The sequence below is a fragment of the Streptomyces winkii genome, from assembly GCF_032248595.1.
Taxonomy (GTDB): domain Bacteria; phylum Actinomycetota; class Actinomycetes; order Streptomycetales; family Streptomycetaceae; genus Streptomyces; species Streptomyces winkii.
This window is the reverse complement of record NZ_JASTTH010000006.1, coordinates 123,020-139,793: the sequence shown is the minus strand read 5'-3', so window position 1 is coordinate 139,793 and position 16,774 is coordinate 123,020. Positions and strand designations below refer to the sequence as shown.

Annotated in this window: 14 protein-coding genes; 11 read left to right on the top strand and 3 right to left on the bottom strand. The window is 73.0% G+C overall.

Annotation, left to right across the window (positions count from 1 at the left end; translation table 11 throughout):
* Nucleotides 1-114 precede the first annotated feature (114 nt).
* From QQM67_RS19505 to QQM67_RS19485, 5 genes are all read left to right on the top strand, one after another.
* Nucleotides 115-633: a single-stranded DNA-binding protein gene (locus tag QQM67_RS19505; protein ID WP_314175241.1), complete on the top strand. Its 519-nt coding sequence runs from the start codon at nucleotides 115-117 to the stop codon at nucleotides 631-633.
* A gap of 218 nt (nucleotides 634-851) precedes the next feature.
* Nucleotides 852-2,378 carry a thioester domain-containing protein gene (locus tag QQM67_RS19500; RefSeq protein WP_314175240.1) on the top strand — a complete coding sequence of 509 codons (1,527 nt, stop codon included), beginning with the start codon at nucleotides 852-854 and terminating at the stop codon, nucleotides 2,376-2,378.
* A 182-nt stretch (nucleotides 2,379-2,560) separates the two neighbouring features.
* Entirely contained in the window at nucleotides 2,561-4,225 is a 1,665-nt protein-coding gene (ettA, locus tag QQM67_RS19495) for an energy-dependent translational throttle protein EttA (RefSeq protein WP_314175239.1), read from the top strand.
* Nucleotides 4,226-4,283: 58 nt separating this feature from the next.
* Nucleotides 4,284-4,724 (top strand): acyl-CoA thioesterase, encoded by a 441-nt coding sequence (locus QQM67_RS19490; protein WP_314175238.1) that lies wholly within the window; start codon nucleotides 4,284-4,286, stop codon nucleotides 4,722-4,724.
* Nucleotides 4,693-5,352 carry a hypothetical protein gene (locus QQM67_RS19485; protein WP_314175237.1) on the top strand — a complete coding sequence of 220 codons (660 nt, stop codon included), beginning with the start codon at nucleotides 4,693-4,695 and terminating at the stop codon, nucleotides 5,350-5,352. The genes QQM67_RS19490 and QQM67_RS19485 overlap by 32 nt, the downstream gene beginning before the upstream one ends.
* Nucleotides 5,353-5,427: 75 nt before the next feature.
* Here the strand turns inward: QQM67_RS19485 and QQM67_RS19480 are convergent, their stop codons facing one another.
* The 3 genes from QQM67_RS19480 to QQM67_RS19470 all read right to left on the bottom strand — a co-directional run bounded on the left by QQM67_RS19480 (nucleotide 5,428) and on the right by QQM67_RS19470 (nucleotide 7,788).
* A complete protein-coding gene (locus QQM67_RS19480; RefSeq protein ID WP_314175236.1) occupies nucleotides 5,428-5,841 on the bottom strand; it encodes a globin in 414 nt (137 codons plus the stop codon).
* A gap of 142 nt (nucleotides 5,842-5,983) precedes the next feature.
* On the bottom strand, nucleotides 5,984-7,063 hold the full coding sequence (locus QQM67_RS19475; RefSeq protein WP_314175235.1) for an ABC transporter permease: 1,080 nt from the start codon (nucleotides 7,061-7,063) through the stop codon (nucleotides 5,984-5,986).
* Nucleotides 7,060-7,788, bottom strand: coding sequence for an ABC transporter ATP-binding protein (locus QQM67_RS19470; protein WP_314175234.1), 729 nt, complete (start codon nucleotides 7,786-7,788; stop codon nucleotides 7,060-7,062). Before QQM67_RS19470 ends, QQM67_RS19475 begins: the two co-directional genes overlap by 4 nt.
* Before the next feature lie 71 nt (nucleotides 7,789-7,859).
* On the opposite strand from QQM67_RS19470, the gene QQM67_RS19465 reads away from it, so the two are divergent.
* From QQM67_RS19465 to QQM67_RS19440, 6 genes are all read left to right on the top strand, one after another.
* Nucleotides 7,860-8,822 (top strand): methyltransferase domain-containing protein, encoded by a 963-nt coding sequence (locus QQM67_RS19465; protein ID WP_314175233.1) that lies wholly within the window; start codon nucleotides 7,860-7,862, stop codon nucleotides 8,820-8,822.
* Nucleotides 8,823-9,028: 206 nt separating this feature from the next.
* On the top strand, nucleotides 9,029-9,763 hold the full coding sequence (locus QQM67_RS19460; RefSeq protein WP_314175232.1) for a sulfite exporter TauE/SafE family protein: 735 nt from the start codon (nucleotides 9,029-9,031) through the stop codon (nucleotides 9,761-9,763).
* A gap of 543 nt (nucleotides 9,764-10,306) precedes the next feature.
* A complete protein-coding gene (locus QQM67_RS19455) occupies nucleotides 10,307-11,638 on the top strand; it encodes a hypothetical protein (RefSeq protein ID WP_314175231.1) in 1,332 nt (443 codons plus the stop codon).
* 133 nt (nucleotides 11,639-11,771) lie between these two features.
* Entirely contained in the window at nucleotides 11,772-13,538 is a 1,767-nt protein-coding gene (locus QQM67_RS19450; RefSeq protein WP_314175230.1) for a PP2C family protein-serine/threonine phosphatase, read from the top strand.
* A gap of 181 nt (nucleotides 13,539-13,719) precedes the next feature.
* Entirely contained in the window at nucleotides 13,720-15,081 is a 1,362-nt protein-coding gene (locus QQM67_RS19445; RefSeq protein ID WP_314175229.1) for a vWA domain-containing protein, read from the top strand.
* Between the two features lie 61 nt (nucleotides 15,082-15,142).
* Nucleotides 15,143-16,735, top strand: coding sequence for an FHA domain-containing protein (locus QQM67_RS19440; RefSeq protein ID WP_314175228.1), 1,593 nt, complete (start codon nucleotides 15,143-15,145; stop codon nucleotides 16,733-16,735).
* Nucleotides 16,736-16,774 lie beyond the last annotated feature (39 nt).

Here is a 16,774-nt window from a genome sequence, read left to right as displayed (position 1 = left end):
GAATCCCCCTCCTGTGTGGCGGAGTTGTCCACAACCGCCCGGTACTCCCCAGCCTGAAGCGGCATTTCCGGAATCGGTGCAGGCTGTGGTCACACGGCGCGCAGGGTGCCGGTCATGGAGATCCGGTCATGGAGATCAGGGGGCGTGATGAACGAGACGCATGTGACGGTCGTGGGGAACGTCGCGACGCGGGTCGAGTTCAGGACGACGGCGTCCGGGGTGCCGCTCGCGCGGTTCCGGCTCGCCAGCACGGTGCGGCGCTTCGACGCGCAGGAGCGCGCCTGGTCGGACGTCGGCACGAGCTTCTACACGGTGTGGGCCCGGCGCGGCCTCGCGGAGAACGTGGCGTCGTCGGTGACGCTCGGCGAACCGGTCATCGTGACGGGCCAGTTCCGTATCCAGGAGACCGACCGGGACGGGCAGCACTACGTCTCCGCGGAGCTCAGCGCCTCGTCCATCGGGCACGATCTCTCGCGCGGCACCTCGGCGTTCGTCCGGGTGTCGCCGGCGCGGCGGGGCCTGGTGGGCGCGCGCGACGGGGACGGCGGCGGGAGCGACCGCGCGCCCGGTACGCCGGAGCCCGCCGGGGCGGTTGCGGAGCCCAAGATTCCAGGTCAGTCGGCCGGGCCTTGATCGTCCCGGTCCGCCGGATTCGCCATAACGATTGTGAGTCGGAACGCTTGCACGTCCGGATCAGCGGGGATCAGGGCGCATTCGCTCCCTACGATCCCCTCGACCCCCGCGTGGCTGACGGGGGTTCAGTGCTTGGCGGCGGGACAGCGCGACACGACCGTCCGGTCACTCCTGTGACCGCCCAACTGTCGTGCCTGTGCCGCCCGGAGGGGAATTTCATGAGGTTTGTCCGCGCGGCCGTGACCGTCATGGACCGGCGCATGGCCGCACGTGCGGGGCGACGTCTCGCCGCCGCCCTGTCCGGCGCCGTTCTGCTCGCGGCCGGCGTGACGGCCATGGCCGGACCGGCCGCCGCCGCGTCCGATGACGAGCCGTCACGGCAGGGCGGTGCCACCGCCACGCTGGAAGGGCTGAAGACCTACGGGCAGGCCGTCGTCCACGAGGGCGGCGAGGAACTGACCACCGGCGCGGGGCTGTTCGAGATGGCCGTCGACGGGGGCGGCAGGCTCCAGACCTATGGGCTCGATGTGGACAACCCCACGCAGCAGCAGGCGCGTTACGGGGAGACGGACTGGGGCCGTACGTCGCTGTACGACAACCCGGACGCGGGCAAGATCGTCTGGATACTCAAGCACTCGTACCCGCTGGTGAACGACCTGCGGGCGCTCGCGAAGACCGCACACTCGGGGGAGCTCTCGGCGAAGACGGCCGCCGCTGGCACGCAGGTCGCCATCTGGCGCTTCACGGACGGGCGCGCCGGGCGGACCGGCCGTGCCGGAGACCACGGTGACAGCGGTGTGCGCATCGATGCCGTGGACCCCGCCGCGGAGCGGCTCGCCGACTATCTCCAGCGCTCCGCGCGGCGGATGGCGGAGCCGAAGGCGTCGCTGTCCCTCGACCCGGCCGCGCTCTCCCGCAGGAGCGGCAGCCGGCTCGGCCCCTTCACGGTGCGTACGGGGGCGCCGAGCGCGGCGGTCTCCCGTACGCCCGGTTCCGCGTCGAGCGGCACGCGAGTAGTGGGAAGCGACGGCAAGCCGGTGACGTCGGTACGGGACGGCGCTCGCCTCTACCTCGACGTGCGGCGTGAGCATCCGGCCGGGGCGGGCTCGCTCACCGTGCAGGCCGCCACCACGGTCCCGGTGGGGCGTGCCTTCACCGGAGTGGGAGGCCACGCCAGGAGCCAGGCGCAGATACTCGCCGGGTCCAGCAGGTCGATGGTCTCCGCGACGGCGTCCGCCGACTGGGCCGAGAAGGGGGCGATCCCCGCCGTCAAGGCGGAGGAGAGCTGCTCCCGCGAGGGCGTCGACGTCGCGGTCGCCAACGCCGGTGACCGGCCGTTCCGGTTCCGGCTGGCCGGCAGGGAGCGCATCGTGGGGGCGGCGCACAGCCGGACATTCACGGTGCCGGTGCGGGAGGACCAGGCCTACCGCATACCGCTCACGGGTCCGCACGGCCGCACGAAGTCCTTCACCGGCGTGCTGGACTGCGCGACGAAGAGCGCGGTGCCGGTCACCGCCGCCGCGGAGGAAGCCGATGCGGCGTCCCAGTTGCGCACGGCCACCGTGGGCGGCGAGGCGGGCGACGCCGGCGGTGACACCGGGGCCAGCGGCGATCTCGCCGACACCGGGTCCAGCAGCATGCCGCTGATCGCGGGCACGGCGGTCGGCCTGGTGGTGCTGGGCGCGATGGCCGTGCTGGTGGTGCGCAGGAAGAATCCGGACGACGGCGGCGTTGCACAGGGGTGAGACGGCTCTGCGCCCTCCGCACGCGTACGTGACGGGCAGCGCGCAGGCCGTGCCTGGCCTCTGCTCCCCGTTTCGGAGTGCGGGTCCGTGTGCGGCAAGATGGGTGTCGTCTGTCCACGCGGCCGTCTGTCTACGCGGCAGGGCCGCGCTCCGAAAACCTACTGACTGCCGGACGGTTCCTCTTGGCTGAGTACATCTACACCCTTCGCAAGGCGCGCAAGGCGCACGGAGACAAGGTGATCCTCGACGACGTCACCTTGAGCTTCCTGCCCGGCGCGAAGATCGGTGTCGTGGGACCGAACGGCGCCGGCAAGTCGACGGTGCTGCGCATCATGGCGGGGCTCGACCAGCCCTCCAACGGCGACGCGCAGCTCGCCCCCGGCTACAGCGTCGGCATCCTGCTCCAGGAGCCGCCGCTGGACGAGTCGAAGACCGTGCTGGAGAACGTCGAGGCCGGTGTCGCGGAGACCAAGGGAAAGCTCGACCGGTTCAACGAGATCGCCGAGCAGATGGCGACCGACTACACCGACGAGCTGATGGAGGAGATGGGCAAGCTCCAGGAGCAGCTCGACCACGCCGGTGCCTGGGACCTGGAGTCGCAGCTCGAACAGGCCATGGACGCGCTGGGCTGCCCGCCCGGCGACTGGCCCGTCACCAATCTCTCCGGCGGTGAGAAGCGCCGCGTCGCGCTGTGCAAGCTGCTGCTGGAGCAGCCCGACCTGCTCCTCCTCGACGAGCCCACCAACCACCTGGACGCCGAGTCCGTCCAGTGGCTGGAGCAGCACCTCGCGCAGTACCCCGGCACCGTCGTCGCGATCACCCACGACAGGTACTTCCTCGACAACGTCGCCGGCTGGATCATGGAGCTCGACCGCGGCCGTGCCATCGGCTACGAGGGCAACTACTCCACGTACCTGGAGAAGAAGCAGTCCCGGCTGAAGGTCGAGGGCCAGAAGGACGCCAAGCGCGCGAAGCGGCTCAAGGACGAGCTGGAGTGGGTCCGCTCCAACGCCAAGGGCCGGCAGGCCAAGTCCCGTGCCAGGCTGACGCGTTACGAGGAGATGGCGGCCGAGGCCGAGAAGACGCGGAAGCTGGACTTCGAGGAGATCCAGATCCCGCCGGGGCCGCGCCTGGGCAACGTCGTCGTCGAAGTCGAGCACCTCAGCAAGGCGTTCGGCGACAAGGTCCTCATCGACGACCTCTCCTTCACGCTCCCGCGCAACGGCATCGTCGGCGTGATCGGGCCGAACGGCGCGGGCAAGACCACCCTGTTCAAGATGATCCAGGGCATGGAGGAGCCGGACTCCGGCGTCATCAAGGTCGGCGACTCCGTCAAGATCTCCTACGTCGACCAGACCAGGGCGAACATCGACGGGAAGAAGTCGCTGTGGGCCGTCGTCTCCGACGAGCTGGACTACATCAACGTCGGCCAGGTCGAGATGCCTTCGCGCGCGTACGTCTCGGCGTTCGGCTTCAAGGGGCCGGACCAGCAGAAGCCCGCGGGCGTGCTCTCCGGCGGTGAGCGCAACCGGCTGAACCTGGCGCTCACGCTCAAGCAGGGCGGCAATCTGCTCCTGCTCGACGAGCCGACCAACGACCTCGACGTCGAGACGCTCTCCTCGCTGGAGAACGCGCTGCTGGACTTCCCCGGCTGCGCCGTGGTCGTCTCCCACGACCGCTGGTTCCTGGACCGCGTCGCGACGCACATCCTCGCCTACGAGGGCGAGTCCAAGTGGTTCTGGTTCGAGGGCAACTTCGAGTCCTACGAGAAGAACAAGATCGAGCGGCTGGGTCCGGACGCCGCGCGCCCGCACCGCGCCACGTACAAGAAGCTCACCCGAGGCTGAGGCAGGCTGATCGGTTCACGTGCGTCACACATACCGGTGTCCCCTGCGCTGGTCGGACATGGACGCCTACGGGCACGTCAACAACGTCGTCCACCTCCGCTATCTGGAGGAGGCGCGGATCGACTTCATGTTCCGGCTCGCGGGGGAGTCCGTGGCCGCCTCGTCCGCGTCGTCCTCTTCGTCCTCCGCTGAGTCCCCGGAGGAGCCGCCGCCGTTCAAGGCGGGATGCGTGGTGGCCCGGCATGAGATCGACTACCTGCGTCCGCTCTTCCACCGGTACGAGCCGGTCACGGTCGAGACCTGGGTGACGAAGCTGAACGCGGCCTCGGCCACGCTGGCGTACGAGATCAAGGACGCGGGGACCGTGTACGTACGGGCCGAGACCGTCCTCGTCCCCTACGACCTGGAGAAGGAGCGCCCGCGGCGGCTCACCCCCGGCGAACGGGCGTTCCTGGAGGACTACTTCGATGACAGCGCGGCAGCGCCTCGTATTCGCTGACCCGGGAGAGGCCGCGGGGCTCGACGCCTTCCTTCAGCGGCTGCTGCGCTGGGAGAAGGCCGCCGCCGTGCGCATCCAGTCCGGCGGCGGCGTGATCGGCTTCTTCGCGAAGCCCGCCCGCTTCGAGGTGCTGGCCGTGCGTACGGCGCGGCTGCTGGAGCCCGCGGACGTGGACGTCACGGTCTCGGCGGGCGAACTCCTGGAGGGCATCGAGGAGTCGGCCGAGGCGTTCACCGTGCCGAGGGCGGTGACGGGCCCGCCCTGGGCGGGTCTGCTGCCGCCGCGCGGAGGCTGGGAGGCCTTCGGCGAGGTTCCGGCGGACGCGGTGCGGGCGGTGGCCGCGGCGGCCGTCGGCGAATTCCGCGAGCGCGCCGAGAAGTTGGGCCGGCAGGAGCGTACCCGCGAGAAGCTCGACGCGCTCGCCGAGGAGATCTGGTCCCGGCCGCTGGGCCAAACCCGGCTGCCGCTGCGCGCCGCGCACGCCGCGCACGCGCTGGGCTTCCTGGCGGGCGAGGGGCAGCTGAAGCTGCTCCGGTCCGGCTCCTGGCTGCGGCTGCGCACACCCGCCGGTTCGGTGGTGGTGCGCGGCGGCGACAAGGGGCCGGGGCTGAGCGTCACTCCGGTCTGACCGGCTTGACCGGCCTGACGGGTCCCACCCCTCAGGCCGGGTGGGCGTCGCGCCCGTCCGGAGCCAACCGCCCGCTCAGTCCGGGGAGTTGACCATGGAGCCGGCCGCGTACACGAGGTAGTCCCAGAGCTGGCGCTCGTGTTCGGGTGCGAGGCCGAGGCTGTCGACGGCCTCCCGCATGTGCTTGAGCCATGCGTCGTGCGCGGCTCGGTCGACCTTGAACGGCACGTGCCGCATGCGAAGCCGCGGATGACCGCGCTGGTCGCTGTAGGTGCGGGGGCCGCCCCAGTACTGGATGAGGAAGAGCGTCAGGCGCTCCTCGGCCGGGCCGAGGTCCTCCTCCGGGTACATGGGCCGCAGCAGCGGGTCCTCGGCGACACCCTGGTAGAAGCGGTGCACGAGCCGCCGGAAGGTCTCCTCGCCCCCGACCTGCTCGTAGAAGGTCTGCGTCTGCAAGCTGCCGCGTGGAATCTCCATCACGTCCCCCATGGTCGCAGATGCCTCCGCGGGGCCATCAGGCCTCGTACCGGGTAAGGGGCCGCGAGGCCCGGCGAGGCCGCGGTGGGAGTGCCGCGCACAGGCGCGCGCACCTGCCCCACCAAGCCCCTGCCCGGGCCTCGGGCCGCAGGCCCTACGCGTCGTCCCAGCGGAAGAGCCGCGAGGCGATGAGCGTCACCACCGCCGCGAACAGCAGCAGCCCGCCCATCACGGGGAGCGCAGCGCCCCAGCCCTCGCCTCTGCTCACCACGGCCTGCATCGCCTCGGCGAGGTGCGTCAGCGGCAGATAGCCGGAGACGGTGCGCACCCAGCCCGGCGCGAGCTCCAGCGGGAAGAATGACCCCGACAGGAAGGCCATGGGCAGCACGATGATCTGGGCGAGACCGTTCGCGGCCTCTTCCGTCTTCGCCCACGAGCCGATGAGCAGGCCGATCGACATGAACGCGAGCGTTCCGCAGGCGACCAGGGGCAGGCACATCCACCAGTTCCCGGACAGCTGGAGACCGTAGTACGGGAGCCTCGCGAGGCCGATGAAGATGCCGGTCTGCGCGAACGCCAGGGCCAGATTCACCCCGACCCGCGCCCCGATCACCGAGCCGGGCCCCACGGGCGCCAGCCACAGCCGCCGCAGGATGCGCTTCTTGCGCCAGCTGACGAGGTTGAACGCCGACCCGAACACGCCGCCCATCGCGACGGCCCAGCTCAGCAGCCCGGGGGTCAGGAACTGTATGGGCTTGACGGACTTGTCCTCGACGCGCTTCGCGGTCAGCCGGTATGCGGGCGGCTGCCCCGTCGCCTCCTGGTTCGCCTGCTGGACCACGGAGTCGACGACGCCGCGCACGTTGCCGGAGCGCACCGAGTCGGCGGCCGAGTAGCGCAGCGCGATCTCGCCCTTGCCGTCCTGGAAGACGGCGGCGTCCGTGTCGCCCTCGCGCACCTTCTTCAGCGCCTCGGCGCGCGCGGCGGCCGAGCCGTCCGTCTTCTCGATGCTCAACACGTCGCGCAGCTGAGCGCGTTCCTTGTCCGGGATGCTGTCGAGGATCTTGACGTTTCCGACCTGGACGATCTTCGCCTGCGCCGTGGAGTCGTTGCCGAACAGTGCGCCGAAGAGCGCGAGGAACATCAGCGGGAAGACGAGCATGAAGAAGACGGCGGCCCGGTCCCTCAGCAGTCCGAGCGCCATGGCCTTGGAGAGGCTGACGAAGGTCTTCATTCCCGGTACTCCCTCCCCGTGAGCTGGAGGAAGACGTCCTCCAGCGACCGCACCCCGAGCTCCTCGATCAGCTGCGCGGGGGCGCCCACGCGCAGGATCCGGCCGTCGTCCATGACGGCCACCCGGTCGCACAGCGTCTCGGCCTCGTCCATGTAGTGCGTCGTGAGGACGACCGTGCGGCCTTCGGAGTTGATGGTGCGGAGCAGGTCCCACAGGTTCCGCCGGGCCTGAGGGTCCAGGCCGGTGGTGGGCTCGTCGAGGAAGAGCAGTTCGGGGTCGTGCACGAGCGCGCAGGCTATGGAGAGCCGCTGCGCCTGCCCGCCGGAGAGCTTGTTCTCGCGGGTGCCCCGCTTGTCGGTGAGCCCGACGGTCTCGAGCATCTCGTCCGCGCGGGCACCGGAGACGCCGTAGAGGGAGGCGAAGGTGTGTATCTGCTCGCGGGCGCTGAGCCGCTCGAAGAACGCGGAGGCCTGAAGCTGCACGCCTATCCGGTGCAGGAGCGCCGGGTTGCGCGGCCAGGAGGCCTCGCCCAGCAGACGGGCAGTGCCCTCGTCGGGCTCCCTGAGGCCCTCGACGATCTCGAGGGTGGTGGTCTTGCCTGCCCCGTTCGGGCCGAGGATGCCGTAGAACTCGCCTCGTTCCACCTCGAAGGAGACGCCGTCGACGGCCTGAGTCTCCCCGTATCGCTTGCGCAGCCCCTCGGCAGTGATTGCTTTCTCGGTCATGGACGGAGGCTAGTGGCGGAAGGTCACCTTCAGGCCTCGCGCGTACGGCTTCCTCGCAGCACAGTGGAGGCATGCCAGCTGCTCCGGATCTTGTGCGGCAGATCGTCGCCGGCGGTGGACTCGCCGATCCCGCGTGGCAGGCCGCCTTCGGCGAGGTGCCGCGCGAGCTCTTCGTGCCGTACTACTACGTGACCGTCTCCGGCGGCGGCCGGGAGCGGCTGTGGCGGGACGACCCCGACCCCGAGCGCCGGCAGCGCTGGCTCGAGGGCGTCTACGACGACGTGCCGCTGGCCACGCGCGTGCGCGACGGCGAGCTGATCTCCTCCAGCAGCCAGCCCTCCCTGATGGCGCGCATGCTGGAGGCGCTGGACGTACGCGACGGCATGCGCGTCCTGGAGATCGGCACCGGCTCCGGCTACAACGCGGCGCTGCTCGCGCACCGGCTGGGCGACGCGCGGGTCGCCAGCGTGGACCTCGATCCCGCCATCACCGACGCCGCACGGGAGCATCTGGCGGCGGCCGGGTACCGGCCCCGGGTCGTCACGGGCGACGGTGTGCTGGGCGTCCCGGCGTACGCCCCGTACGACCGCGTCATCGCCACATGTGCGCTGCCCGCCGTGCCGCACGCATGGCTCGGGCAGTGCGTGCCGGGTGCGCTGCTGCTCGCGCCGGTGGGAACGGGGCTCGTGCCGCTGCGCGTGGACGGGCCGCGCGACGGGGAGGGCCGCTTCCTCCCGACTCCCGCCTTCTTCGTGCCGCTGCGCGGCGGCACCGGGCCGGGGGCGCAGGCGCGGGCGGCGATGCGGCGGAGCGCCCAGGGGATCCCGCGGCACGCACAACGGCACGACTCCTTCCAGTTCCTCTTCAGCCTCACCGGGGGCTCGGTCGAGCCGTTGGACGCGTACGAACTGTGGCGCGGCGCCGGCCGTCCCGAGCGGGAGCGCTACGGCGTGACGGTCCGGGACGGAGTCCAGTGGGCGTGGCTCGACGATCCGGACGGGCCGCACACCTGGCCGCTCGACGGTGGGTTGTGAACCCGCGGTGGTGAACTCCTCGGTGCGGCCCGGCATATGAGCGCTTCCGGATCGACTCCGGGTAGTGGAGGGCGGGTTGCGGACCGCGGATCGCGAACCGGGCCGCCGGCTTCGGCTTCGGTGCCCGGATGTGAACTTCCGCACCCCGGAAGGATTTCCGCGCTCTGCCCCTCCAGTCTTCCCTGAGCGGCCTCTACTTTCGGAGAATGCTCAGCGGCCTGCCCTTCTTCACCCTGCTCGGCGGCGCGGTGCTGCTGGGCTCGTCGGTGCAGCGGCTGACCGGCATCGGCTTCGGACTGCTCGCCTCACCCGGGCTGGTGCTGCTCATGGGGCCGGTGCAGGGCGTCGCGCTGGTCAACTGCGCGGGCGTCGTCATCGGCGTCGCCGGACTCGCGTCGAGCTGGCGGGAGGTACGGCTGCGCACCATGGTTCCGCTCGTGGCGGCCGCCGCCCTCACGGTGCCGCTGGGGGCGTGGCTCGCGCTGCGCCTTCCGGAACCGGTGCTGCTGACCGGGTTCGGGACGCTCATCACCGCCGCGGTGCTGCTGGTGGCCTGCGGCGCCCGGGTCAGGGCCCTGCACGGCAGGGGCGGCGCCGTGGCGGCCGGAGCGGCCAGCGGATTCATGAACTCGGCCGCGGGAACGGGCGGTCCGGCGGTCTCCCTCTACGCCGTCAACGCGGGCTGGACGGCGGGTGAGTTCGTCCCGAACGCGCAGTTCTACGGGCTCGTCGTCAACCTCATGTCCGTCGCCGCCAAGGGCCTGCCCCAACTGACGCGTCCCGCCTGGCTGCTGGTCGCCGCGACGATGGGCGCGGGCATCGCGCTGGGGCACCTGCTGGCCGCCCGCACGCCGGAGGAGGGGGCGCGCCGCATCATTCTGGGGCTCGCGCTCGCGGGCGGAGTGGCCACCGCCGTGAAGGGGCTGTGGCTGCTGGTGTGACGGGAACCGCCGCTGTACGGGCCGCGTGTTCCTTCCGGGGAGCCGCCCGGGGCGTGGCCGCGCGGCGGGTGCCTGAGCGGTTCCGCAGGTCCCGATCCGAACAAGATCCCGGTGGAAACAGTGTGGTTGGTGTTCCGCATGGCCATACTCTGGCTCTGGGCCCCCAACCCGTTGCGACAGACACATCGCACAACGTAGGCGGGGGCCGCGACGGGCAACGACCAGGGGGAGGACGACGAGCCGTGAACCAGGCGTACGCGAGGCGGACGCGGCCTTCGGCGTCCGCGCTTCTCCCGCGCCCTTCGCGCCGCCGCCCGGCGGGGAACTGTCGCCCCGCGCGGAAGTGCCGCCCGGCGAGTGCGGGTAGCGACTACGGAACGGGTAGCGAGTACGGGACGGGTAGCGACTACGGGACGGCTGGCGGGGACCGTTCGGGATCGCGGGACAGTCCCGGCCCGTGACCGTCCGTACCGTGCGGGCGGATTCGTTCCGCTCCGACCCGAACCGACCAGCAGAACCACGACAGAAGCAGCGAGGTGATCGATGGGCCCCGCGGGACCCACCGGACCGGTGATGAGCCGGGAGGAGGCCGACCGTGCGCTGGAACGGCTCACCGCCGAACACGAGGCGGTCGAGTCGTCGTTGCTCGCCCTCCAGGACCACGCGGGCCGCCGCCTCCTCGAAGGCGCGGAGCTCACCGGCACGACCGCCCGGCGCTGGGCGCGGGCCGAGGCGGCCATCACCAGGCTGTGGACCGTCTTCGAGCACTACAGCGGCGCGCTCGCCAAGGCCCAGGAGGTGCGCGAGCGCAGGCGCTGGCCCAGCCGCGAGGATCTCGTCGAGCTGACCCGGTTGCTGCGCGGACCGCGCACCCTCCCCGGCAGCCTGCTCGGCGAGGACGCCGCCGCGGCCGGAGGGGGCGGAGGGCCGCGGCTCACGGAGGAAGTCACCCTCGGCGGGCTCGTCGAGTGGATGAACAGCTGGTACGCCCAGGCCCTCGACGTGGTCGCGGCGGCCGACTCCGTATGGTCCGCGCTGCCCGCCCGCATAGACATGCTCGCCGCCGAACTGCGGCGCGTGCGCTCCCTCGCGCACTCCGTGGGCGTGCGCCCGGGGGAGCACCCCTCCGGCGACGATCTGGAACGTACGACGGAGGAACTCACCGCGCTCCGCGCCGAAGTGGTCTCCGACCCCCTCGCGTTCTGGACCTCCGCGGGCGGCAGCAGCGCGCCCGGCGGCGGCAGGCCCGACACGTCCCGCTACGACCGGGCGGCCCGTCAACTCGAGGACATCCGGCGGGAGATCGACGCCGTGCTCAACGTCCGCCAGGACTCCGAGCAGCGCCTGATGCGCCTGCGCGACGTGCTCTCGCGCGCGGACCGTACGCTCGCCGAGGCGCGCGAGGCGCGCGGCGAAGTGCTGGCGAAGATCGCGGCGTCCGAGGTCCCCGCGGTGAGCGGGCCCGCGACCGCCCTGCACGAAGACCTGTCGGCCGCCGCCGAGTACAGGCGCCACTCCCAGTGGCACCGGCTCTCGCCCCTGCTGGAGAGCCTGGAGCAGCGCGCGGAGGACGAACTCGACCGGGCGCGCGCCCAACTCTCCGCCGTCACCGCCCCGTTGGCCGTCCGGGCGGAACTGCGCGGGCGTCTGGACGCGTACAAGGCGAAGGTGGCACAGCAGGGCATGGCGGAGGACCGGATGCTGATCGAGCGTTACGACGCGGCGCGGCGCATGCTCTGGAGCGCGCCGTGCGATCTGCGGGCGGCGGAGGACGCGGTGCTGCGCTATCAGCACGCGGCGCAGGACGTCCTCACGGCGCGGCAGGGGCGCGGCAGCGGCGGCCCCGCGCGCGCCGAGGGGGTGGCGGACTCGTGACCGCCGCGGCAGGGGCGGGCGGCCCGGCCCCGGAGCACGTTGCCGCACGTGTACGGCTCGCGCGAGCCGGCACCGAGAGGATCGAACCGGCGGGACGGGGCTGCCCGTTCCGCCCCAGGACGTGGGTGTGACCATGCTTGATCAAGTGTCCGCGTGCCCGAGCTGCTCCGAGCCGCCGGCGGCGGGTGACCGCTTCTGCGGCGTCTGCGGCGCCGACCTCGCGGCGGCCGTGCGCCCGGCGCCCGGCACGGCCGCCGGCACCGTCCCCGGCGCCGCGACCGGCGCGGTGTGGCCGGCCGCACCGGAGAGCGGGGCGGCACGGACCCCGGCGCAGACGCCGCCGCCCGCACCCGAACAGCTCGCGGGCGAGCCGGACTTCACGCTGGCGCCCGCCGGGGAGCCCGTCGCGGACGCGGGCCACGACCGTACGCTGCCGGACGGCGTGACGGCCCAGCCTCATCTCCCGTCACCGGCGGCGGAGTCGCCGGGCTTCGACGAACCGGCCTCCGGCGCACCGGACTTCGGGGGCCAGGGCTTCGAAGCGCCGGGCTTCGGGGGACCCGCGTTCGGCGCACCCTCCGCCCCAAGCCCCCCCGCTCCAGGGCCCGTTCAGGGGCGCAGGGTTCCGGGGCTGGACGTCCAGGGGCCGCCCGTACCCCCGCCGTCGCCCGCGCCTCCGCTGTCCCCGCCGCCGCTCCCGGCGTCGTCGAGGCAGGAGCAACCGCCGCCCGGGGCGCCCGGCGGCCCGGCCGGGCAGCCGGCGTCACCCGTGCCGCCCCCGCCCCCGCCGCCGCTGCCGTCCGCGCCGCCGCCTCCGCAGCCTCCGCCACCGCTGGCCGCTCCGGGTCCGCCTCCTGCTCCGGAGGCTCCCGTGGCGCCTCCCGCTCCGGACCCGCGCGCCGCCGACCCCCGCCTGACGCTGGACGACTCGCCGTCCGAGGTGCCGCCCGGCGGGGCGTCGCCGCAGCCGCCGGGCACGGAGGCCGCGGGAGGGCCCGCCGCGCGCTGCGTCGCGTGCGGCACCGGCGCCGTGGACGGCGACGGCTACTGCGACCACTGCGGCCACAAGCAGCCGCGCGAACGTGACCACATGGAGAGCGCGTTGGCGACGGTGGCCGCCGCCAGCGACCGAGGGCTGCGCCATCACCGCAACGAGGACTTCTATTCGCTCCACGAGGCGGTGACCCCGGCGGGGGCCTCGGCGACCATCGCCGTCGTCTGCGACGGCGTCTCCTCGGCCACCCGTCCCGACGACGCCTCCGCCGCAGCGGCCCGCGCCGCCGGTGCGGCGATGTGCGAGGCCGTGCCGGCCGGCACACCGCCGCAGCAGGCCATGCACGACGCCCTCATCGCCGCCTCCGAGGCGGTCACCGCCCTCGCCGCCGAGGGCCCCAACGAGCCCTCGAAGAACGCCCCCGCCTGCACCATCGTCGGAGCGCTCACGGCGGAGGGCATCCTGACCGTGGGCTGGATCGGGGACAGCCGCGCCTACTGGGTGCCCGAAGAGCACGGCGCACCGCCCGCGCGGCTGACCGAGGACGACTCGTGGGCGGCGCAGATGGTCGCGGCCGGCCTGATGACGGAGGACGAGGCCTACGCCGACGCCCGCGCGCACGCCATCACGGGATGGCTCGGGGCGGACGCGTACGAGATCGAGCCGCACACCGCGTCGTACAAGCCGGAGGGCGCGGGCGTCGTGATCGTGTGCACCGACGGGCTGTGGAACTACGCGGAGTCCGCTGAGCAGATGGCGGCGGCCGTGCCGGCCGACGGCCGGACGCGTCCGCTGCTCGCGGCGCAGCGACTGGTGGGCTTCGCGCTCGACGGCGGCGGACACGACAACGCGACGGTGGCCGTCATCCCGTTCCCGCTTCCGGCTGAAGTCGCCGATCCGGCCTGACGGGACGCGGCGGAGGCAGCGGAAGGGACGACGCCGGGCCGGAGAGGCGGCCCGCGACGACGGGGGAGCGTGGCAGTGGTGCGCCGGCACGGGCGCGGAGCGCGGCTTTCCGGAACCGCCGCCGTCTTCCGTTCCGTCCCCGTCTCACGACGACCCTTTCGCCACGGAGCAGGAGCGGAACATGACCGATTTCGCCGAGCTGCACGCACCGCGGTTCTCCATCGACGTGTACCAGAACGAGTATCTGCCGGAGGGCGGGCGGGAGATCGACGCGATCCTCACCGTCACCTCGGCCGCCGGATCAGCAGCCGGTGCCGCCCCGGGGGATCGACCGCGGCGGAGCGGGCCCGCGCCGTCCGGTCCCCTCCGTACGGACGCCGCGGTCGTCATCATGATCGACTGCTCCGGCTCGATGGACGACCCGCCCTCGAAGATGCGCAACGCGCGCGACGCCACCGCCGCCGCCGTCGAGACGCTCCACGACGGCGTCTCCTTCGCGGTCGTCGCCGGCACGCACCACGCCAGGGAGATCTACCCCGGCGACGGCGGCCTGGCCGTCGCCGGCCCGGAGACGCGCGAGGAGGCCCGGAACGCGCTGCGCAGGCTCCGCTCGGACGGCGGCACGGCCATCGGCACATGGCTCCGGCTCGCCCGCCGGCTGCTCTCCACCCACCAAGGCCCGATACGGCATGCCGTCCTCCTCACCGACGGCCGCAACGAGCACGAGAGTCCGGAGGACCTCCGGGAGGTGCTCGACGAGTGCGCCGGCCGCTTCACATGCGACGCGCGCGGCGTGGGTACCGACTGGGAGGTGAAAGAGGTCACAGGAATCGCCTCGGCGCTCCTCGGCTCCGCCGACATCGTCGCCGAACCGGAGGGCCTGGCCGCGGACTTCACGGAGATCATGGCGAACGCGATGCGCAAGGAGGTCGCGGATGTGGCGCTGCGCCTGTGGACGCCGCGGGGCTCGGAGATCAAGTTCGTCAAGCAGGTGGCGCCGTCCGTCGAGGATCTGACCGGCCGGCGGACGGACGCAGGCCCGCACTCCGGCGACTATCCGACGGGCTCCTGGGGCGAGGAGTCCCGCGACTACCACGTGTGCGTCCAGGTGCCGCCGGCCGAGGTGGGGCAGGAGATGCTGGCGGCCCGCGCCGCGCTGATGCTGCCGCCGGAGGACGGCGGACTCCCGCGTACGCTCGCGCAGGGCCTGATCCGCGCGGTGTGGACGGACGATGTGGCCTCCACCACCGGCATCGACGTGCAAGTCGCGCACTACACCGGCCAGGAGGAACTGGCGGATGCGATCCGGCAGGGGCTGGAGCTGCGCAAGGCGGGGGACGAAGAGGGTGCGACGGTGCAACTCGGGCGTGCGGTGCGGCTGGCCGCCGCCTCCGGCAACGCCGATACGTCGAAGCTGCTTTCGAAGGTGGTCGACGTCATCGACGCCGCGAACGGTACTGTTCGGCTGAAGGCGAAGGTTGCCGACGCCGACGAGATGACGCTGGAGACGCGTTCCACGAAGACGGTACGCGTGAAGAGGTAACAGAGCCCGCGAGGACGTACGCAGTACGGAAGTCCAGGAGTACGAGGGGGAGGCAGTCACCATGCCGACTTGCCCGAATGGACACCAGTCGGCGGTCGACGACTGGTGCGAGGTGTGCGGTCACCGCATCGCCGACGCGTCGTCCGGCGCACCCGCCGGTTCGGTCCCGCCGTCGCCCTCACCGCCGGCCCCCGGAGGCGGATACGGCTACCCCGGCCCGCCCGGCGGGCCTGTGCCCTCCGGCCCCCCGTCTCAGGGTTACGGCTATCCCGGGCCGGGCAGCGCCGGGCCGGGAGGGCCCGGAAGCCCGGGCGGTCCGGGCGGTCCGGGGCCGGACGCTCCGGGCGGCGCTCCCGGAGGCCAGGGCCCTCCGCCCCAGCAGTCGCAGGGGGAGACGTGCCCCCAGTGCGGCAGGCCCCGCGAGGGGCAGACGCCGTTCTGCGACGGCTGCCACTACAACTTCCTGACCAACTCCCCGATGACGTACGTACCGCCGGAGCAGTCGCCGCAGCCGGGCGGCTTTCCCCAGCCGGGCGGCCCGGGCGGTCCGGGCGCCCCGGGCCCGCAGGGGCAGCCGGGTCCGCCTCCGCCGCCTCCCGGGATCCAGGGTCAGCCGGGCGGTCCGGGGCAGCCGGGTCCGCCCCCGCCTCCTCCCGGATTTCCGGGGCAGCCGGGCCAGCAGAGCCAGCCGGGCGTGCCGGGCCAGCCGGGTCCGCCGCCGCCCTTCCCCAGCGCTCCGTCCTCCGGCTCCGATCAGCAGTACGGATACGACAGTTCGGACCGTCCGTCCCAAGTCAACCGGCCCGCGGAGCCCCTGGCTCCGGAGCCGGGCGGGCAGGGCCCCGGCGGGTATCCGGGCCAGGGACCCGGACAGGGGCCGGGCCCCGGTCCCGGCGGTCCAGGCTCGGGCGGTCCCGGAGGTCCCGGCTCCGGCATCGGCCAGAACCAGAGCCAGGGTGCGGGCGGCCCCATGGCCCCGCCGGCCCCCGGCGGACCGCAGCAGCCCTCACCGCCGAGCGGCGACTGGGCCATCTCCCCGCCGGTCGCCCCGCAGCAGGACCAGCCCCAGCCGCCCGGCCCGCCGCCCTTCCAGGGGACGGGCCAAGGGCCGGGGCAGGGACCGGGCCAGGGGCAGGCGCCGGGGGGCCAGGCCGGTCCGCCTCCGCCGCCCCAGCATCCGTATCCGCAGCAGCCCGGCCCGGGCGGGCCGGACCAGGGCGGCCAGCAGATGCAGCAGCCCGTGCCGTCGGGGTCGTGGGTGGCCGTGGTCGCGCCCGACCGCGAGTACTTCGCCGCGATGATGGACCGCAGCGGTCCCGAGGCGGGAAGCCTCAACCTGCCCGCCTACTCGCCCGAGCAGCAACTGCCCCTCACCGGCAACCAGATCACCATCGGCCGCCGCCGGCACTCCACCGGCGAGGCGCCCGACATCGATCTGGCCCGTACACCGGAGGACCCGGGCGTCTCGCACCAGCACGCCGTGCTGGTGCAGCAGCCCGACGGCAGCTGGTCGGTGGTCGATCAGGACTCCACGAACGGCACCACCATCAACGGAGCCGAGGACCCGATCCAGCCGTTCGTCCCGGTGCCCCTCAAGAGCGGCGACCGGGTCCACGTCGGCGCCTGGACGACGATCACGCTGCACCTCACGTAGGCCTGTCCGGCGGCCGGGCCGGGATCCGGCCGCGCCTGC